Raw genomic sequence first — 16,721 nt, forward strand, 5'->3', positions numbered from 1 at the left:
CGGTATGTATTCATTTTCCCCAAGTCTTTCGTACCTTTTTATTGTCATTTTGTTCACAACTTTACTATAGCACAGACAACTCCAAATTAAAAAAAGAAAGCTACTATCTTGGACAAATTATACATGCTTTTTTTTATTTTAGCTATTTTTAAGCCTTAGTTTGTGAAAAACAATGAATACTTTGCATAAAACGGCAACAAAAAACTAGGGATAAAGACACACATTCCCTAGACTTTCATTGAAAAAGTAATATTATCTGTAATTCTCTACGGCAGTTGTATTTTCCCTGAATTCTAAGCTATTTATTTGAAAACTACTTCTTGTCACCAAACTGAGTCAATGCCTTCAATCGCTTCACTTCATGATGCGTCAACTCTCTACGTTCACCAGCATTCAACCCTTTTAAATCAAGAAAAGCATATGCTTCACGTGATAATTTCTGAACTGGATGCCCAATGGTGTCAAACATCTTACGGACTTGGCGATTACGTCCTTCATGAATGACAACCTCGATGATTGCTTTTTCTTTCTTCTTATCAAAAGTCTGCAAACGAACTTTCGCTTTCGCCGTCTTGCGTCCTTCAATCATGACGCCATTTTCTAATTTACGCAGGGCTTCTTTTGACGGAATACCTTTCACACGCGCGATGTATTTCTTTTCAACCTCATATTTTGGATGCATTAATTGATTGGCAAAATCGCCATCATTCGTCATCAGAAGCAAGCCAGAAGTATCATAATCTAAGCGACCAACCGGGTATAACCGTTCTGGAATATCCACGAAAAAGTCAGAGACAACGCGCCGTTTCTTGTCATCCGATACAGCAGACATAACGCTACGTGGTTTATATAACAGGAAATAGCGTTTCACTTCTTGTGTTAGCTCGATGCCGTTTACCTCAATTTTGTCTGAGTTTCCGACCTTAAGTCCTAACTCTCGAACTACTTTTCCGTTGACCTTTACTTTTCCTTCTTCGATCATCACTTCGGCTTTTCTACGCGACGTGATTCCTGCATTCGCAATTACTTTTTGTAACCGTTCCATCTTGCACCTCTTTTTAGCTATTCACTAATTATTGTACTATCTATCCTATTTCCCACCAAAACGATCGAAAAACAAGTCCATCTCATCTTGAATCATTTCCTCAGAATCAATGTTCTCCATCGATGGTAAGTCGTCTAAATTCTTCAATCCGAAGCAATCCAAAAATTCGGATGTCGTCACATACAGTTTAGCACGACCAGCACCTTCTACGCGACCTTTATCCATTATCAAGCCCTTCGCAATCAGCGTATGAATCGGACCATCCGTTTTCACACCACGAATATCATCAATCTCCATTCGCGTAATCGGCTGGCGATAGGCAACGATCGCTAACGTTTCAAGCGATGCCTGAGAAAGCGTCGTGTTGCCAGGTACTTCGACTAATTTCCGTAAATATGTCGCATGCTCTTTTTTCGTCGCTAGCTGAAACGTCCCTGCGAGCTCTAACAGAACAATACCACGTTCTGCCGATTTTGCATAGCTATCACTGAGCGTTTCCAACAAATTCAGCGCTTCAATATGACTGATTTCCATGACCTCTGTCAGTTGTTTCGTGCTCAGACCTTCATCCCCCGCTGCAAACAGCAAGCTCTCAAGGATTCCTAATTTTTTACTCACAGCTCTTCTTCACCTCTACTAAAAACATATAACGTGGCAAAACTACCAGACTGCTCCACACTGATTTGGCGGCGTTTCATCAATTCTAACACGGCCAAAAATGTCACAATCAGGTCGTCCTTTGTCACCGCATCGAACAAATCCTCAAATACAACCCGACCTCGCGCAACTTCAATCCGGTCCATCACATCATTCATTCGCTGATCAATCGAAATTTCCTGCTTTGTGATGCGCGTATGAAGCGGTTGACTCATTTTTTTACGGCGGAGCATCTTATGAAAAGCCCCTAACATATCATTGAGCGACACGTCTAAATTCGCCTGTTTACCTGACGTATCGTATTCTCCCAGATCCATCGGCGCCTTCCCAAAATAAAAATTGCGTTCCGATTCCTTTTCTTTCAATTGTTTCGCGGCCTCTTTAAAACGCTTGTATTCCATCAATTTCTCCACTAATTCATCACGCGGATCGACAGAATCATCGAATTCAAAGTCAACCTCAAGCTCTTGCTTTGGCAACAACATTTTACTTTTAATCGCCAAAAGTGTCGCCGCCATCACGAGATATTCGCTAGCAACATCTAGCTCCATCTCTTTCATTAAATGAATATATTCCAAATATTGATCGGTAATATCCGCCATTGGGATATCATAAATATCAATTTCCAGTTGTTGAATCAGTTGTAGAAGCAAATCAAGCGGTCCTTCAAATGCCTCTACCTTAAAATTAATTCCTGTCATAGAAAACCCACCTTAATGAAGCGGTAAATCCAGTTGTACCAGATTTTCGTAACTTTCTCGTGCGACAACCAACTTATCTTCCCCATTCTCCACGAAAACAACCGCAGCACGAGGAATCCGATTGTAATTGTTCGCCATGGAATAGCCATAAGCACCGGTACAAAATACTGCCAGAACCTCACCAGCATCCGATTTTGGAAGTGGTAAATCCCAAATTAGCATATCGCCAGACTCACAACATTTCCCAGCAATCGATACCGTCTCATCCGGTTCTTCTAACGGACGTTCCGCGATGACAGCATCATATTTCGCCTCATATAAAGAAGGTCTAATATTATCTGACATTCCGCCATCCACAGCCACATAACTACGAATCTCCGGCACCTCTTTACGCGAACCAATCGTATAAAGCGTCGTGCCCGCCTCACCAACAAGCGAACGACCCGGCTCAATCCATATTTCTGGCATATCCAAATTATTCGCCATCGCAACCTCACGCACATCCGCAATAATTTCGCGCACATACTGAGCTGGTGGTAACGGTTGATCGTCCGCCGTATAGCGCACCCCAAACCCACCACCGAGATTCAGCACGTCCGCATGAAAACCAAGCGTATCACGCCAAGTAACCAGTTGCTCCATAATCCGATGTGCCGCCAATTTAAAACCCGTCGTCTCAAAAATTTGCGACCCAATATGACAATGTAGCCCAATCAAATGGAAAACATCGATTGCCAGCACACGCTTAATCGCATCCTCCGCCTGGCCATTCGTCAAACCAAATCCAAATTTAGAATCATCTTGCCCTGTCAAAATATAATCATGCGTATGCGCCTCAATACCAGGCGTTACGCGAATCAAAACAGACACAGAAGCCGCTTTTTCACGCAAAATTTCTGCTAATAGTTCAATCTCATAAAAATTATCGATGACGATACAGCCAATCCCATAATCAATCGCCATTTCCATCTCTTGTCTCGTTTTATTGTTCCCATGAAAATGAATTCGCTCCGCCGGAAATCCAGCTTGCATCGCCGTATATAATTCACCACCAGAAACAACGTCAAGCGACAAACCCTCTTCATGCATTAATTGATAAATCGCAATCGCCGAAAAAGCCTTACTCGCATAAGCAACCTGCGCTTTTACACCGAGCTCCTCAAACGTTTTCTTAAAACCACGGGCACGCTCTTTGATCAACGCAACGTCATATACATAAAGCGGTGTGCCATATTTTTGCACCAGCTTCAAAGTGTCCACCCCTCCAATTTCTAGATGTCCAACTTCATTCACTCGCATAGTCCCAAATGATTCAAACGCCACGTCAATCCCACCTTTGCTTGATTAATCACACTTTGTCCCCAGACACCAACAACCACTTAAACCCTAGAAAATGAGAACCGACACGAAAAGCATCGAAACAGCATTTTTAACAACGGTAATGAGCGTTTGGCTGTGCGCAGAAGATATAAAAGTTCTTTTATATAGTAGCATACAAGCACGTTCCAGAACAATAGCCAATATCACGTTTTCCAATTCTTTTAGATTTCGGATGATTTTTATGTACTGCCAAAAAGGAGTCTGATGCCCAATTCGTAAGTGTTGCACCAGACTCCGTTCTTATTTTTATTTTACATTTCCAACGAGCGTTTTCACGTATGTTAGGAACGTTTCTTTCACCTGCTCCGTCGTTTCAATAACCTCTTCATGACTTAGTGGTTGATCCAGAATCCCTGCCGCCATGTTCGTAATGCACGAAATGCCAAGGCAACGCAGGCCACAATGATTAGCAACGATGACCTCAGAAACTGTTGACATCCCAACAGCATCTGCGCCAAGCGTACGCATCATTCGAATTTCCGCAGGCGTTTCGTATGTTGGTCCCGTAAATCCTGCGTAAATACCTTCGCGAACTTCTATTTCCAAATCTTGCGCTAGCAATCGTGCTTGTTCCCGCAAATCTAAACGATACGCATCAGACATATCCGGGAAGCGCGGCCCGAAATGCTCATCATTTTGCCCAATTAACGGGCTTGTTCCAGTGAAATTAATATGATCTGAAATCAGCATCAAGTCCCCTGCATGGAACAACTCATTCACACCGCCAGCCGCATTCGTTACGATTAAAATTTCAACGCCCAGCTCCTTCATAACGCGAACAGGAAACGTCACATCTTGCATCGAATAGCCTTCGTAGAAATGGAATCTCCCTTGCATCGCAACCACTTCTTGTTGCTCTAATTTACCAAAAACAAATTGACCCGCATGACCTTCCACTGTAGAAACTGGAAAATACGGCACATCATTGTATTTCATCACAGTTGGCTCTGTAATTTCATCTGCCAAAACGCCCAACCCCGACCCTAAAATAAGTCCGATTCTCGGTTTACCGCTATATGTTTCCTTAATTTTTTTGACCGCTTCCATAACCTTTGTATAATTCATTGTCAAAATCGCTCCTTTTTCATTATCCAAACTTAAGCACGTGGATGATACTGTTTGTAAACATCCTTTAAACGAGCCTTCGTAACATGTGTATAAATCTGCGTCGTTGAAATATCCGCATGGCCTAGTAATTCCTGAACAGAGCGTAAATCGGCCCCATTTTCCAGCAGATGCGTCGCGAAGGAATGACGCAATGTATGCGGAGTAATCGGTTTATCAATCCCAGCCTTAGCCGCAATCTGTTTCAAATTCTTCCAAAAACCTTGCCGTGTCATGCCGCGTCCATGATGATTCAAAAACACAAAATCATTGCGCTCCGACACCCGTCGCAATTTCGGACGTCCAAATTCCAAATAATGCTCCAAAACTGTTGTCGCTGTTTTGCCAAGCGGTATAATACGCTCTTTATCCCCTTTTCCAATCGTCTGAATAAAGCCCATCTGCAAATGCAAATCGTCCATCTGAAGCCTTACCAACTCCGTCACCCGAAGCCCCGTCGCATACAAGACCTCTAACATGGCCTGATCTCGCATCCCCAGCGGATTTGCCCCATTTGGCGCCTCCAGCAACTTCTCCACATCATTCAGATTCAAAATTTTCGGTAAAGCCTGCGCCTGTTTCGGCGTCTCAATTTGAATCATCGGGTCCCGGTCCGCTAATTTTTCATGTAGCAGAAAATGAAAAAAAGAACGCAATGAGGCAATGTAGCGCGCAATCGTTCTCGGTGATTTCCCCTCTAATTTAGCATAAGCCATAAAGCTCACAATATGTATTCGTTCTACGTCGCGAATCGCCACCGCTTCCTGCTCTTCCTCCAAATAACGCGCAAAATAACGCAGATCCCGTTCATAGGCCACCAACGTATTTGCCGACAAACCCTTCTCAACCTGCAAAAAATGTAAAAAATCGAGTATCAAATCATTCATAAGTAATCTCCTCAAATGGCGTTCCTAAGCTACTTAATCCGCGTACACCGTCCCGACGTCACTTGCCAACCATGTTCGACATCCTTCCGCCAAACCCTCGTATACACCAATCGATCCGTAAACGCTTCTCCATCAGTAATACCAGCAAGTACCACTTCAGAAACCGTGACTACATTCCCGCCAACGACACGCTTATCCTGCGCCACAATATCCAGTTGATGCAACTGAAAACGCTTCTGCCTATGCGCCTCTAAATCATCCCGCTTCGTCACTTTTCGACCGAGATGATCCACAAAAACAAGCTCATCCGCTAGCAGCTTATCTAAACTAGAAACATCACTTGCCAACATTGCCCTACGCAACGCTTCCTCCCGCAAAACAACTTCCTTCCAATCCAAAATCAGACGCCTCCTGCCCTGCCACACCAGTATACCAAAAACCGCACCATTACGAAAGTAAAAACGAAATACTTCGACCGATACTCGATCAAACGCTCTCATCTCCGATGGTTCACATGTCCACCGTCGAACCCCAGCGGGCCGACAAATGCTCAAATCCTAGGCAAAAGCGAGCACCGTAGCGGAATGTACGAAAGTACATGAGCAACGGAGCACAGCTTTTAACAACGGAGGTGAGCGTTTGTCGGCCTGCTGGGCGATTTTATTCGGCTTTTTTGATGTTGCTTTTGCACACCGTACAAATGCCTTGAAATGTTAGGCGGTGATCCTTGACAAGAAAGTCCCACTTCTGTTCTACAATTTTCTCAACATCATCTAAAAGATCCTCTTGAATTTCCTCGACAGAGCCGCATTCTAAACATACCAAATGATGATGGAAATGCTTAGCGCCTTCTTTACGAAGATCATAACGTGCCACGCCGTCTCCAAAATTAATTTTGTCAACCACGCGTAATTCTGTTAAAAGTTCCAGCGTACGATAAACTGTGGCTAATCCAATATCTGGTGAAATATCTTTGACGCGTAAATAAACATCCTCCGCGCTCAGATGGTCTTTCTCATTTTCTAATAAAATACGTACGGTTGCTTCGCGCTGTGGTGTTAATTTATAGCTTGCTTCATGCAATTGTGATTTAATCCGTTGAATACGGCCTTCCATTTTATGCCCTCCCTCGGGAACAAACAATCATTCTCACTTAGTAGTTTATAATAATTATAAATAAAAATCAAGTCTACTTACTCACTCTTTATCTTGCTCAAACAATTGGAGTAAGTGGATTTTTTATCTATTCAAAGATAGCATAAAAGTTTTGAAAAGTCTATCTAGATTATCAATTACGATGAAAGAAAGCTACTTCTTTAGAATCATTATCATTTAGTTTTAGCAAGCAAGTACAAGAAATATGGTGCCCCAATTACCGCGACAACAATGCCGGCGAAAATTTCTGATGGCTGCACAATAATACGCCCTATCGTATCTGCGACGAGAAGTAAAAGTGCACCAATAAGTGCCGAAATTGGTAATACCCATTTATGGCCACTACCAACGAGCCGTCTCGCAATATGTGGACCGATTAAACCTATAAAAGCAATGCCACCACTGACAGAGACGCAAGCCGCCGCTAGAGCCACTGCAACAATAAGCAAAATAATTTTTTCTTTTTCCGTTTTCACGCCTAGCCCTGTTGCTACTTGATCGCCAAAACCTAGAATATCTAGCGTTTTTATTTTGAACATCGCTACTGTTACTAAAACAATAAGCCATGGAAGTAGCGCAAAAACATATTGCCAATTACTGGCCCAAATGTTCCCTGCAAGCCATTCTGCAACAACTTGATAATTTTCAGGGTCAAGACGAATTGTTAAGAGCGTCATCAAGGCAGCCACAGCAGCCGAAACCGCCACACCTGTTAATACGAGGCGATTTGGCAATAAACCTTCTTGCCGGCTATAGGATAAACCATACACAACAAACGCCGTTAGAATAGCACCCGTGAAACCAACTAAAGGCATAAACATCACTGGCACGTCTAGCGTTGATGGAAAATAAGAGATATAGAGCATAACTGCCAATCCTGCGCCATTATTTATTCCCAATATTCCTGGGTCTGCCAAGCTATTTTGCGAAACGGCTTGTAACAAGGCGCCTGAAATCGCTAATCCTGCACCAACGAGGACGGCAACGATGATACGCGGTAATCGAAACTGCGAAATAATCAACGTATCTTGTGGTGAGCCTTGTCCGAATAAAGTTTTGATAACATCTATAAATGGAATTTTCGAGAATCCTGCATTGACACTGTAAATGAACGTACCTACGAGTAAAATAGCGAGTAAAATCAATATGAGCCAACGTTTTCGCGCGACTTTTTGTTCCGTTGCCGTTCCCATCATCACAGACTCCTCCTTTCTTTACGCGCCACATAAAGGAAGAAAGGTACACCAATAAGGGCAAAAATAACACTAATCGGCGTTTCATACGGCGGATTCACCATCCGTGCACCTATATCCGCATATAGCGTCAACAGCGCACCAATAATAGCGGAACACGGAATAATCCAACGATAATCTACACCAACCATGTAACGAACTAGATGCGGCACAATCAAGCCGATAAATCCGACTGGACCGACAACGGAAACAGCAAGGCCTGCCAAAATCAACACGACAAGCATCGATAGTAGTTTTGTCCGCGTCGTGTTTTGTCCGAGTCCAATTGCAATGTCATCGCCAAGGCTCAGAATCGTCACTGACTTGCTGAGTAATATTGCCGCAATCAACGCACCAATGAGCCACGGCCAAACGACTACAATTTGCGACCATTTCACGCCCGCAACACCGCCCGCAAACCAGAACGCTAAATCTTGGCTCAGTTTAAAATAAATAGCAATTCCTTCACTTAACGCCGTCAATAAAGACGCTACTGCAGCCCCAGCCAAAACAAGTCGCGTCGGTGACAAACCACCTTTTACAAGAGCACTCACACCAAAAACAAGCAGGCAACCAAGCGCCGCGCCGAGGAAAGAAAAGAAAATCAAATAATTGTAGCTAAGACCTGGTAAAAAAGCGAAACAGACAGCAATCATAAATGCTGATCCCGCATTGAGCCCTAGCAAACCACTATCGGCAAGCGGATTCCGTGTCATGCCTTGCATCACCGCACCAGCAACCGCGAATGCCGCGCCGACCATCATATCTGCAAGCACACGCGGAATGCGCAACTCCCAAATAATTTGATGTGTCGTTAAACTTTTATTGTAATGAAATAACGCGTCCCATACCGTTGCTAAATCGATGTCTGCCGCACCAACAGCGATACCGATAAAAGCAGAAACGATAAGTAGCGCAACGCCAGCCGTCAAAATCACGGTAGCCATTGCCGGTCGCGTTTTTAATTGGGAAAGTTCCTTCGTTTTCATCGTACCCTGATCCCCTCATAATATGTATCGATTCGGTGAAAGGAGAAGCTTTTCAACCTGCCTCTGCCATCCCGCACGAATCGTTGTTACTTATTTATTGCTATCCACTATTTTATTCACAATCAAATCCATTTGACCTTCTACTGCAATCGGATCATAATTATACATCTCATCAAAATCCATCGTGAAAATATGGTTTGCCTTATACGCTGGCAAGTCTTTCCAAATACTCGATGCCTCTATCCCATCAAGCGCCCCATTTCTAGTATCTCCCTGTTTAAAACGCGTCACAAACATGTAGTCTGCCGCAAAATCTGGGAGCACTTCTAGCGAAATTTGCTTGTATCCTTCCCCATTAATGACCTCATCTTGAATTTTCTTAGGCGCCTTTAATTGTAATGCGTTATAAAGAACTTGTCCACCCCGACCCCAATTATCTCCGAATACATAAAAGTTTTTATCGTCGCCTTCATATAATCCGACCGTTGCATTTGGTGCTACAACCCCTTTTATCTTCTCCCGTGCTTTTGCAGCTTTCTTATCAAAATCCGCTAACCAATCCTTCGCTTCTTGCTCTTTTCCAACGATTTCAGCAATCGCCGTTAACTCATCCTGCACACTTTTGTATGTATTGTATGGTATTAAAATAGTCGGCGCAATTTTCTTCATTTGATTGAACTGATCCTCACCTGAGACAATGATTAAATCAGGTTGTAGTTCTGCCACTTTTTCAACAGAAGCCGGGTCACCAATGTCTTCTACCCCTTTTTTATAGGCATCTAGGTATGGGTTTTTTAACACAAAAGATGTAGCGCCAATCGGCTTCACACCCAAAGCTGAGAGCGATCCCATATACTCAGTCACAACGATTTTTTTCGGATTATTCGGGATTTCTACCTTTTTCCCGTTCGGCATCTTATACGCATGCGTTTCAGATTTCCCCTTCGCCGCTTCGTCACTACCACACCCAGCCAAAACAACCACCATCACAGCAGTCAACATTAAAAATACTATTTTCTTCATAAAATTTGCTCCTCCTTTTCAATTGATAATGATTATCAATCTCATCAGGAATTATAGCAAGACACCCACCAAAAAGCAAGACTAAAAATGTCTTCCGTGCGAAAAAATAACAATAATAAGCACTTAGCTATTGCAACTTTCGTCAAAAAATTCTATACTAGTCATGAGAATGATTATCAATCGCGAAACTAAGGAGCGATGTATAGATGAATAACTTAAGAACAGACGGCTTACAAATCGCCTACGACAAGCGTGTGATCGTAGACGCTTTAAATATTGAAATACCGAAAGGCAAAATCACGGCACTAGTCGGCGCTAATGGCTCAGGTAAATCGACCATTTTAAAAACGATGTCTCGTCTGATGAAGCCTTCTAAAGGTAATGTTTTCTTAGATGGAAAAGCGATTCACCGCCAATCCACAAAAGAAATCGCCAAACAACTAGCAATCCTGCCACAAAACCCAACCGCACCTGATGGCCTGACTGTAACCGAACTCGTTTCCTATGGCAGATCCCCCCATCAAAGCGGTTTTAAATCCATGTCCGTCAAAGATCGCGACATGATTCAATGGGCCATTCGCGTGACGAGCTTAAACGATTTCGCCGACCGCCCGATCGATAGTTTATCTGGCGGACAACGACAACGCGCTTGGATTGCCATGGCATTAGCACAAGAAACCGATATTTTATTCTTAGATGAGCCAACGACATTTCTCGATATGACCCATCAATTAGAAGTATTGATGTTGCTGAAACAACTAAACCTACAAGAAAATCGTACAATTGTCATGGTTGTCCATGATTTAAATCACGCCTCTCGCTTTGCCGATCATATGATTGCAATCCGTTCTGGTCAAGTCATTTCCGAGGGTGCCCCAGTAAATGTGATGACCGAACAAACACTAGAAGATGTTTTTGGAATTAAAGCCGATATCATGCTTGACCCACGTACTGGCGTTCCACTATGTTTACCGTACGAAACATGTCAAGCTTGTGAAATCAGACAAGTCGCAACCAAGATAGCAGGTGAAGTCGTTGTCAAACTTGTATGATGTAACAATTATCGGAGCAGGACCAGTCGGCTTATTCACCACTTTTTACAGCGGTCTACGCTCCCTAAAAACAAAAATTATCGACGCCGAGCCAGCAGTTGGCGGTAAAATCCGTTACTTCTACCCAGAAAAAATCATCCGCGATATCGGCGGGATTCCAGCAATCGAAGGACAGGAACTTGTGAAAAACTTACATGATCAAGCAAAAACGTTCCACCCCACTATTGTATGCGGCGAACGTATCACAGAACTTCACCTGCAAAAGGACGGCACCTTCCAACTAATAGCAGAAAACGGCAATGAACATCACAGTAAAACGATTATCATCGCGGCTGGAAGTGGCACATACGAAGTTCATCCACTAGAAGTATCCGGTAGCGAAACATTTGCCAGTAACCTCTATTACGACATTAAAAATCTAGCGAGTTTCCAAAATAAAACTGTTGTTGTTTCCGGCGGTGGCAATGCAGCTATTGACTGGGCGCAATCACTAGAGCCCATCGCTAAGGAAGTCCACCTCGTATACCGTGGGGAGAATTTCAAAGGGCATGAAGAACGCGTCAAAGAAATGCACGATTCCTCCATCTGCATCCACGTGAATCACGAAATAACAGCCCTACAAGGCGATTTTACCAACCTGAAAAGCTGTGTGATTCATTGTAATAAAAACGGCAGCACAACAAAAATCGACACCGATGCCATCGTCGTGAATCATGGCGTTAAGGTGAACCTCGGTTCCATGCTTGATTGGGGCTTCGATACATCCGAATACGGCATCCTTGTCAATCAAGAAATGGAAACTAGTGTCCCTGGTATTTATGCATGTGGCGATATCTGCACCTATCCCCGCAAAATGCGCATCATCGCAGCTGGCCTCCACGAAGGACCCATCGCTATCAACAGCGCTAAAAACTTCTTAGATCCAGATGCTGAAGAAGTTGCCATGGTCAGCACACACCACGAAAGTTTCACAGAAGTCTAGACGAAAAAGAGGCTGAGACAAAACTCAAGACAAAGCAAAAGCGCCCTCCCATTTCTTCGGGTAGGGCGAAAATTATGCTTTATACAAATCGAGCGAAAGCGTTTGTATTCAGGGGATTTGGTGGAAGCCGGAAGCGGAGCATACTGGTGTATGTGATGACTGAAAACAGGGAGAGGGTAGTTTCCTCGACCATGTAAGAAGTTAAGCGTAGCAAGTATTGCGTAGCCGAACCGGAAGTCCGCCAAATCCCCTGAATGCGAACGCTTGTCGCCGATTTATCTGGTTTATGTCCCAAACTCTTTGCTATATCTATTTTTAAGAAACTTCTTGCCGTTTCTCCTCACAAGCCACTTTAAAATTCTTCCAACTACCAAAATAATAACGCACCAATCGGTAGTCAGCGAACTCACTCATCGTAGGAAATCTCCGCATAATCCGTTCCATTTCCAAAATATCGAGAATCAATTTCTCTTTGACTTCCTTACCTTCCTCTTCCTTTGCAAACTTCGTCAAACCAGCCTGCTCGAGAAAAGCTTCCCAAGAATCATAATACTCCATGACAGACATATAAAGCGGAAACTCATGTGGTCCACTAATCGGCGGACGCCCCAACTGCTCTGAAATTCGCTTTACCTCTGCAATCAAATAATCTTCTTTATAAAAACGTTTCTGCTCATTCTCCAAACCCGCCGCCCTTAACGCGTCTGGCCACGAACCAAATAATTGTCGTGCTTTCTCAAAATGATTGTACATGCTACGCCTTGGCACACGCCCCTGTTCCTGCGCCAATTGTTGTAATTCCGCAATAATCTGTTCTTTTGTCACAACAGCTGTATTGTCCATCATCTTTCCCCTTCTCCTGTGTAGTAACTGCATTTGCATTACATTTATGTTGTATCATAAAAGAGCAATTGAAACAACTGAAAAATATTCCAATTTACAAAAAAACAAACCTAAATCACAAAATTCAGGTTTGTTTTCCCATTTATTCATGTTTTTTGAATCATTCCACGCTCCACAATTGCCATCATGTTCATAAATTTATCAACAAGCGGCTGCATTTCTTCCATCGTAGCATCGGGGTTTTCCCGAATATAATCCGTCGCCATTTTAATAATATAATCGAACAAGGCGCGAACCAAATCATGCGCATCCTCAGAAACAACATCTGCCCGCAATGTCACTTTCTCTAAAATCTGGTTCATATAAACATCTTGTACTTGCAACGCCTCCATATAATACGTATGCAAACGTTCCGCAAGCGGCGCCGGAGGATTTGCATAAGATTGCATAATCAACTTAAAAACAGCAGGATAGTTCTTACTAAAATCTAACTTCTGCTTCGTCGACCAAATTGCCCCCTGCACAAAGTCTTCCGTCGGCATATCCCCAATTGGCACTTCCTGCATTGCTAAATCCACGGAATAAGTAACCGCTGCAGTATACAGTTTTTCTTTTGAGCCAAAATAATGGAAAATCAGCCCCTTTGAAACACCAGCAACCTCCGAAATCCGATTTGTACTAGCCGCCTTATACCCATGATCCGCGAACTCCTCCACCGCGACCATCAAAATTTTATCCCGTTTATCTTCCATCACACTCTCAAATCCTTTTTCCGATACAGCACGAAAGTCAGCACGATAAAGACAATCATCGAAATCACGGTAATCCAGACATTCACGCTCTCCATCGAAGCTTTGATCATATCAGACGGAATCGCAAAATTAATTGGAGAAAAGTATTTAAAGAAGTCTACCTTATCGTTCAACCCCGCAAGAATTCCTAAAATATACGTGAAGAAAACGAGTCCTAGAGCCACCGGTGTCGCCTGTTTCGCTGAATGAACAATCGCTGAAAAACAGAATCCAGCACTCATAAACAGCAAAGCAACCAGTAATTCATTCGAGAAAACCCGCACGAGCGCCTGCACCAAATCTCCCGTATTCGCCCCATCTTGCTTCAAGAAAACGACCAATACCGTCGACACGACAAACGTAATAGCCCAAAAAGCAATAAATGAAATCGCGTTTCCAACCATTTTCCAAGCCACTAACTCCGAGCGCGTAATCGGTTGCGCGTATAAGAACTCAATCGTCCCGTCCGTCTCCTCTTTCACTAACGCCTGCGCCCCAATCATCGCCGCATACACACACGCTGCAATAAAAATATACTGGAACACATAGGCAAAATAAGCATCAATTTTTGTTAAATCCGCCATCGAACTAATATGCAAAACATTCATCATTTCTTTCGGTAAAGCATTCATTTTTGTGTTCACTAAATCCTGCATCCCGCTCGACTGCATACTCGGAAAGAACGCCATGAACATACCGAGTACTAACGCCACAACCCCCGACCAAACGAGCAAGCTCTTAAAATGCGTTTTCCATTCAATCTTTAAAATAGTCATTTTGTCTTTCCTCCTTCATAAAGCGTCATGAATTTATCTTCCAACTCTTGATTCGTAATTGACAAATCTTTAATTCCTTCTGCCGCAAGAATTGGCAACACGGTCTGCACATTTCCATCAAACGTCAGTCTAGCGCTCGTTTCCGTCGTTTCCACAACTTTCGCGCCCGCATTGACAAGCTCCGTCACAGGTAACCCAGTTCCTTTCAAAACAATCACTTTCCCTGACATTTCTTGATCCGCAATATTTTCAAGCGCTACAATTTCGCCCTCACGAATAAAAGCAGCACGCGTACTATATTCCTGAATTTCGCGCAAATTATGGCTCGACAAAAAGATCGTCATACCATCCTCTTGATTTTGACGCGTCATCTCCTTAAATAAATGGTGCTGCATCAAAGGATCAAGCCCATTTGTAGGCTCATCTAAAATTAATAATTTCGGCCTCGTAATAAGCCCAGCCACAATCGCAACTTTCTTTTTATTCCCAAGTGACATGTCCCCAAAACGTTTATGCGGATCGATATCAAACATCTCATAATAGCGCTTCATCTGAATCCCAGCCTGGTCAATATGATGAAACTTCGCAGCAAATCCAATAATATCATTCGCCGTCATTTGCGGATAATAACGCACTTCACTCGGCACATACCCAACCATTTTTTTAATCTCGGCCGAATTTTTCACAATATCCTTACCAAGTATTGTCGCATGGCCGTTCGAAGCATAAATAAAATTCAGCAACAGCTTGATTGTCGTGGATTTACCAGCACCATTCGGACCAATAAATCCAAACAATTCTCCCTCTTCCACTGACAAATTCACCCCTTCTATCGCCCGCTTCTTATGATAGAACTTCGTCAAATCATTCGTCTCTATCGCTTTCATCTTTATCCCTCCAATTCACAATTGACCATCTAGTCAATGTGATTATACTCTCGTTTGACCACCCAGTCAACAAATAACCATTTTCACAAAAAAAGCGCACCAGAATGCTATCTGATACGCTACTCTATTTTTCTATTTCGTCAAAAAATCACCGTAACTTAAGTGCCACTGCATTCCGAATTTGTCAGCAATCATCGCATAGCCCTTACTCCAAAACGTTTCTTCCAGTGGCATATAAACCTTACTCTCTTTTTCAAACTTAGCAAAAATTGCTTTCAGGTCTTCCAAATCATCACTTTCCACAACAATACTAACATTATCACCTTGAGTCGCTGGAACACCATCCGGCATATCCGACATCATCACGCGTAAACCCCTGACATCGATTTCACTATACATAATCTTATCCGCGTTGGCATCTTTATTTTCGCCAGCATTCGGATTCGGCGGTGCCTCACCGTATGTCGCTATATCCTTTGGCTCCACCTCAAAAATACCCGCGTAATAATCGAGCGCCTCTCGGCAGTTCCCTGTAAAATGCAGAAAAATAGCTGTCATCTTCCTCTACTTCCTCTCCAACATTATTTAGTCGCTTCAAGTAATTGCCAATATTGCACAGCATACACTGTTTTTGCATCACAAATTACCTTTTCTTCTATTAACTGTAGCGCTTCATCTAAACTTATCTCCACTATATTCACAAACTCATCCTCATCTGCTTGAAGCGGATTGACTTGCTTCTTCAAATCTCCCGCAAGATAAATATGTAGTAACTCATCCGCAAAACCCGGTGACGTATAAAAAGATACCAGATGCTTCAAATCATCCGTTTTGTATCCCGTTTCCTCTTCTAACTCACGCCCAGCCGTCAATTTCGGCTCCTCATCTGGTTCAATTTTACCAGCCGGAATTTCGATTATCGCCTTCTCGAGCGGCTTCCGATACTGTTCCACCATCACCATTTTGTTCTCAGGCGTAATGGCAATTACCGCCACCGCACCAGGATGCTTCACGATTTCGCGCTTACTCGCAGCACCATTCGGTAACACAACATCATCCACCATTAATTTAATAATCTTCCCGTCAAAAATCGTCTCACGCTTCACTGTTTTTTCCTCTAACGAATCCATGCTACCACTCCATTTCTAAGGCTTTTTTATCATTATACCATAATCAAGTCTGAGGGGAATTTACATCGCACGACTGATAACATCTTT

Annotated in this window: 19 protein-coding genes; 2 read left to right on the plus strand and 17 right to left on the minus strand. The window is 43.1% G+C overall.

The genetic code is table 11. The features are described from left to right. Positions 1-313: 313 nt before the first annotated feature. The 11 genes from HCJ66_RS02215 to HCJ66_RS02265 form a co-directional block, all read right to left on the minus strand. The gene (locus HCJ66_RS02215) at positions 314-1,045 is read right to left on the minus strand and encodes a pseudouridine synthase (RefSeq protein ID WP_181675183.1); all 732 of its coding nucleotides are present in this window, start codon (positions 1,043-1,045) and stop codon (positions 314-316) included. A 45-nt stretch (positions 1,046-1,090) separates the two neighbouring features. Next, the gene (gene scpB / locus HCJ66_RS02220; protein WP_343068947.1) at positions 1,091-1,663 is read right to left on the minus strand and encodes an SMC-Scp complex subunit ScpB; all 573 of its coding nucleotides are present in this window, start codon (positions 1,661-1,663) and stop codon (positions 1,091-1,093) included. Continuing rightward, positions 1,660-2,403, minus strand: a complete 744-nt coding sequence (locus HCJ66_RS02225; protein WP_187131685.1) for a segregation/condensation protein A — start codon at positions 2,401-2,403, stop codon at positions 1,660-1,662. The genes scpB and HCJ66_RS02225 overlap by 4 nt, the downstream gene beginning before the upstream one ends. Before the next feature lie 12 nt (positions 2,404-2,415). Further along, complete coding sequence (lysA, locus tag HCJ66_RS02230; RefSeq protein WP_187131686.1) at positions 2,416-3,726, minus strand: diaminopimelate decarboxylase; 1,311 nt, start codon at positions 3,724-3,726, stop codon at positions 2,416-2,418. A gap of 303 nt (positions 3,727-4,029) precedes the next feature. Further along, positions 4,030-4,848, minus strand: a complete 819-nt coding sequence (locus HCJ66_RS02235) for a purine-nucleoside phosphorylase (protein ID WP_187131687.1) — start codon at positions 4,846-4,848, stop codon at positions 4,030-4,032. A 32-nt stretch (positions 4,849-4,880) separates the two neighbouring features. Continuing rightward, positions 4,881-5,774 (minus strand): site-specific tyrosine recombinase XerD, encoded by an 894-nt coding sequence (gene xerD, locus HCJ66_RS02240; RefSeq protein WP_187131688.1) that lies wholly within the window; start codon positions 5,772-5,774, stop codon positions 4,881-4,883. A gap of 29 nt (positions 5,775-5,803) precedes the next feature. Further along, entirely contained in the window at positions 5,804-6,172 is a 369-nt protein-coding gene (locus HCJ66_RS02245; protein WP_187131689.1) for a nuclear transport factor 2 family protein, read from the minus strand. Positions 6,173-6,434: 262 nt separating this feature from the next. Beyond that, entirely contained in the window at positions 6,435-6,890 is a 456-nt protein-coding gene (fur, locus tag HCJ66_RS02250) for a ferric iron uptake transcriptional regulator (protein ID WP_036093626.1), read from the minus strand. Positions 6,891-7,102: 212 nt separating this feature from the next. Further along, positions 7,103-8,125, minus strand: coding sequence for a FecCD family ABC transporter permease (locus HCJ66_RS02255; RefSeq protein ID WP_425487904.1), 1,023 nt, complete (start codon positions 8,123-8,125; stop codon positions 7,103-7,105). Next, positions 8,125-9,150: a FecCD family ABC transporter permease gene (locus HCJ66_RS02260; RefSeq protein WP_187131690.1), complete on the minus strand. Its 1,026-nt coding sequence runs from the start codon at positions 9,148-9,150 to the stop codon at positions 8,125-8,127. The genes HCJ66_RS02255 and HCJ66_RS02260 overlap by 1 nt, the downstream gene beginning before the upstream one ends. 90 nt (positions 9,151-9,240) lie before the next feature. Continuing rightward, positions 9,241-10,173: an iron-hydroxamate ABC transporter substrate-binding protein gene (locus tag HCJ66_RS02265; RefSeq protein ID WP_187131691.1), complete on the minus strand. Its 933-nt coding sequence runs from the start codon at positions 10,171-10,173 to the stop codon at positions 9,241-9,243. Between the two features lie 206 nt (positions 10,174-10,379). Here HCJ66_RS02265 and HCJ66_RS02270 point away from each other — a divergent pair, with 206 nt between their 5' ends. Further along, positions 10,380-11,225: an ABC transporter ATP-binding protein gene (locus HCJ66_RS02270; RefSeq protein ID WP_181675174.1), complete on the plus strand. Its 846-nt coding sequence runs from the start codon at positions 10,380-10,382 to the stop codon at positions 11,223-11,225. Next, positions 11,209-12,207, plus strand: a complete 999-nt coding sequence (locus tag HCJ66_RS02275) for an NAD(P)/FAD-dependent oxidoreductase (protein WP_187131692.1) — start codon at positions 11,209-11,211, stop codon at positions 12,205-12,207. Before HCJ66_RS02270 ends, HCJ66_RS02275 begins: the two co-directional genes overlap by 17 nt. Positions 12,208-12,522: 315 nt before the next feature. Here the strand turns inward: HCJ66_RS02275 and HCJ66_RS02280 are convergent, their stop codons facing one another. From HCJ66_RS02280 to HCJ66_RS02305, 6 genes are all read right to left on the minus strand, one after another. After that, positions 12,523-13,053: a homing endonuclease associated repeat-containing protein gene (locus HCJ66_RS02280; protein WP_187131693.1), complete on the minus strand. Its 531-nt coding sequence runs from the start codon at positions 13,051-13,053 to the stop codon at positions 12,523-12,525. A 143-nt stretch (positions 13,054-13,196) separates the two neighbouring features. Next, complete coding sequence (locus HCJ66_RS02285; protein WP_187131694.1) at positions 13,197-13,802, minus strand: TetR/AcrR family transcriptional regulator; 606 nt, start codon at positions 13,800-13,802, stop codon at positions 13,197-13,199. After that, positions 13,802-14,617 carry an ABC transporter permease gene (locus HCJ66_RS02290; RefSeq protein ID WP_187131695.1) on the minus strand — a complete coding sequence of 272 codons (816 nt, stop codon included), beginning with the start codon at positions 14,615-14,617 and terminating at the stop codon, positions 13,802-13,804. The genes HCJ66_RS02285 and HCJ66_RS02290 overlap by 1 nt, the downstream gene beginning before the upstream one ends. Then, positions 14,614-15,504 carry an ABC transporter ATP-binding protein gene (locus HCJ66_RS02295; RefSeq protein ID WP_187131696.1) on the minus strand — a complete coding sequence of 297 codons (891 nt, stop codon included), beginning with the start codon at positions 15,502-15,504 and terminating at the stop codon, positions 14,614-14,616. Before HCJ66_RS02295 ends, HCJ66_RS02290 begins: the two co-directional genes overlap by 4 nt. Before the next feature lie 132 nt (positions 15,505-15,636). Further along, positions 15,637-16,062, minus strand: a complete 426-nt coding sequence (locus HCJ66_RS02300) for a VOC family protein (RefSeq protein ID WP_187131697.1) — start codon at positions 16,060-16,062, stop codon at positions 15,637-15,639. Between the two features lie 23 nt (positions 16,063-16,085). Then, positions 16,086-16,634 (minus strand): NUDIX hydrolase, encoded by a 549-nt coding sequence (locus HCJ66_RS02305; RefSeq protein ID WP_187131698.1) that lies wholly within the window; start codon positions 16,632-16,634, stop codon positions 16,086-16,088. Between the last annotated feature and the right edge of the window lie 87 nt (positions 16,635-16,721).

Origin of the sequence: Paenilisteria portnoyi (assembly GCF_014322795.1) — a bacterium.
GTDB lineage: Bacteria > Bacillota > Bacilli > Lactobacillales > Listeriaceae > Listeria_A > Listeria_A portnoyi.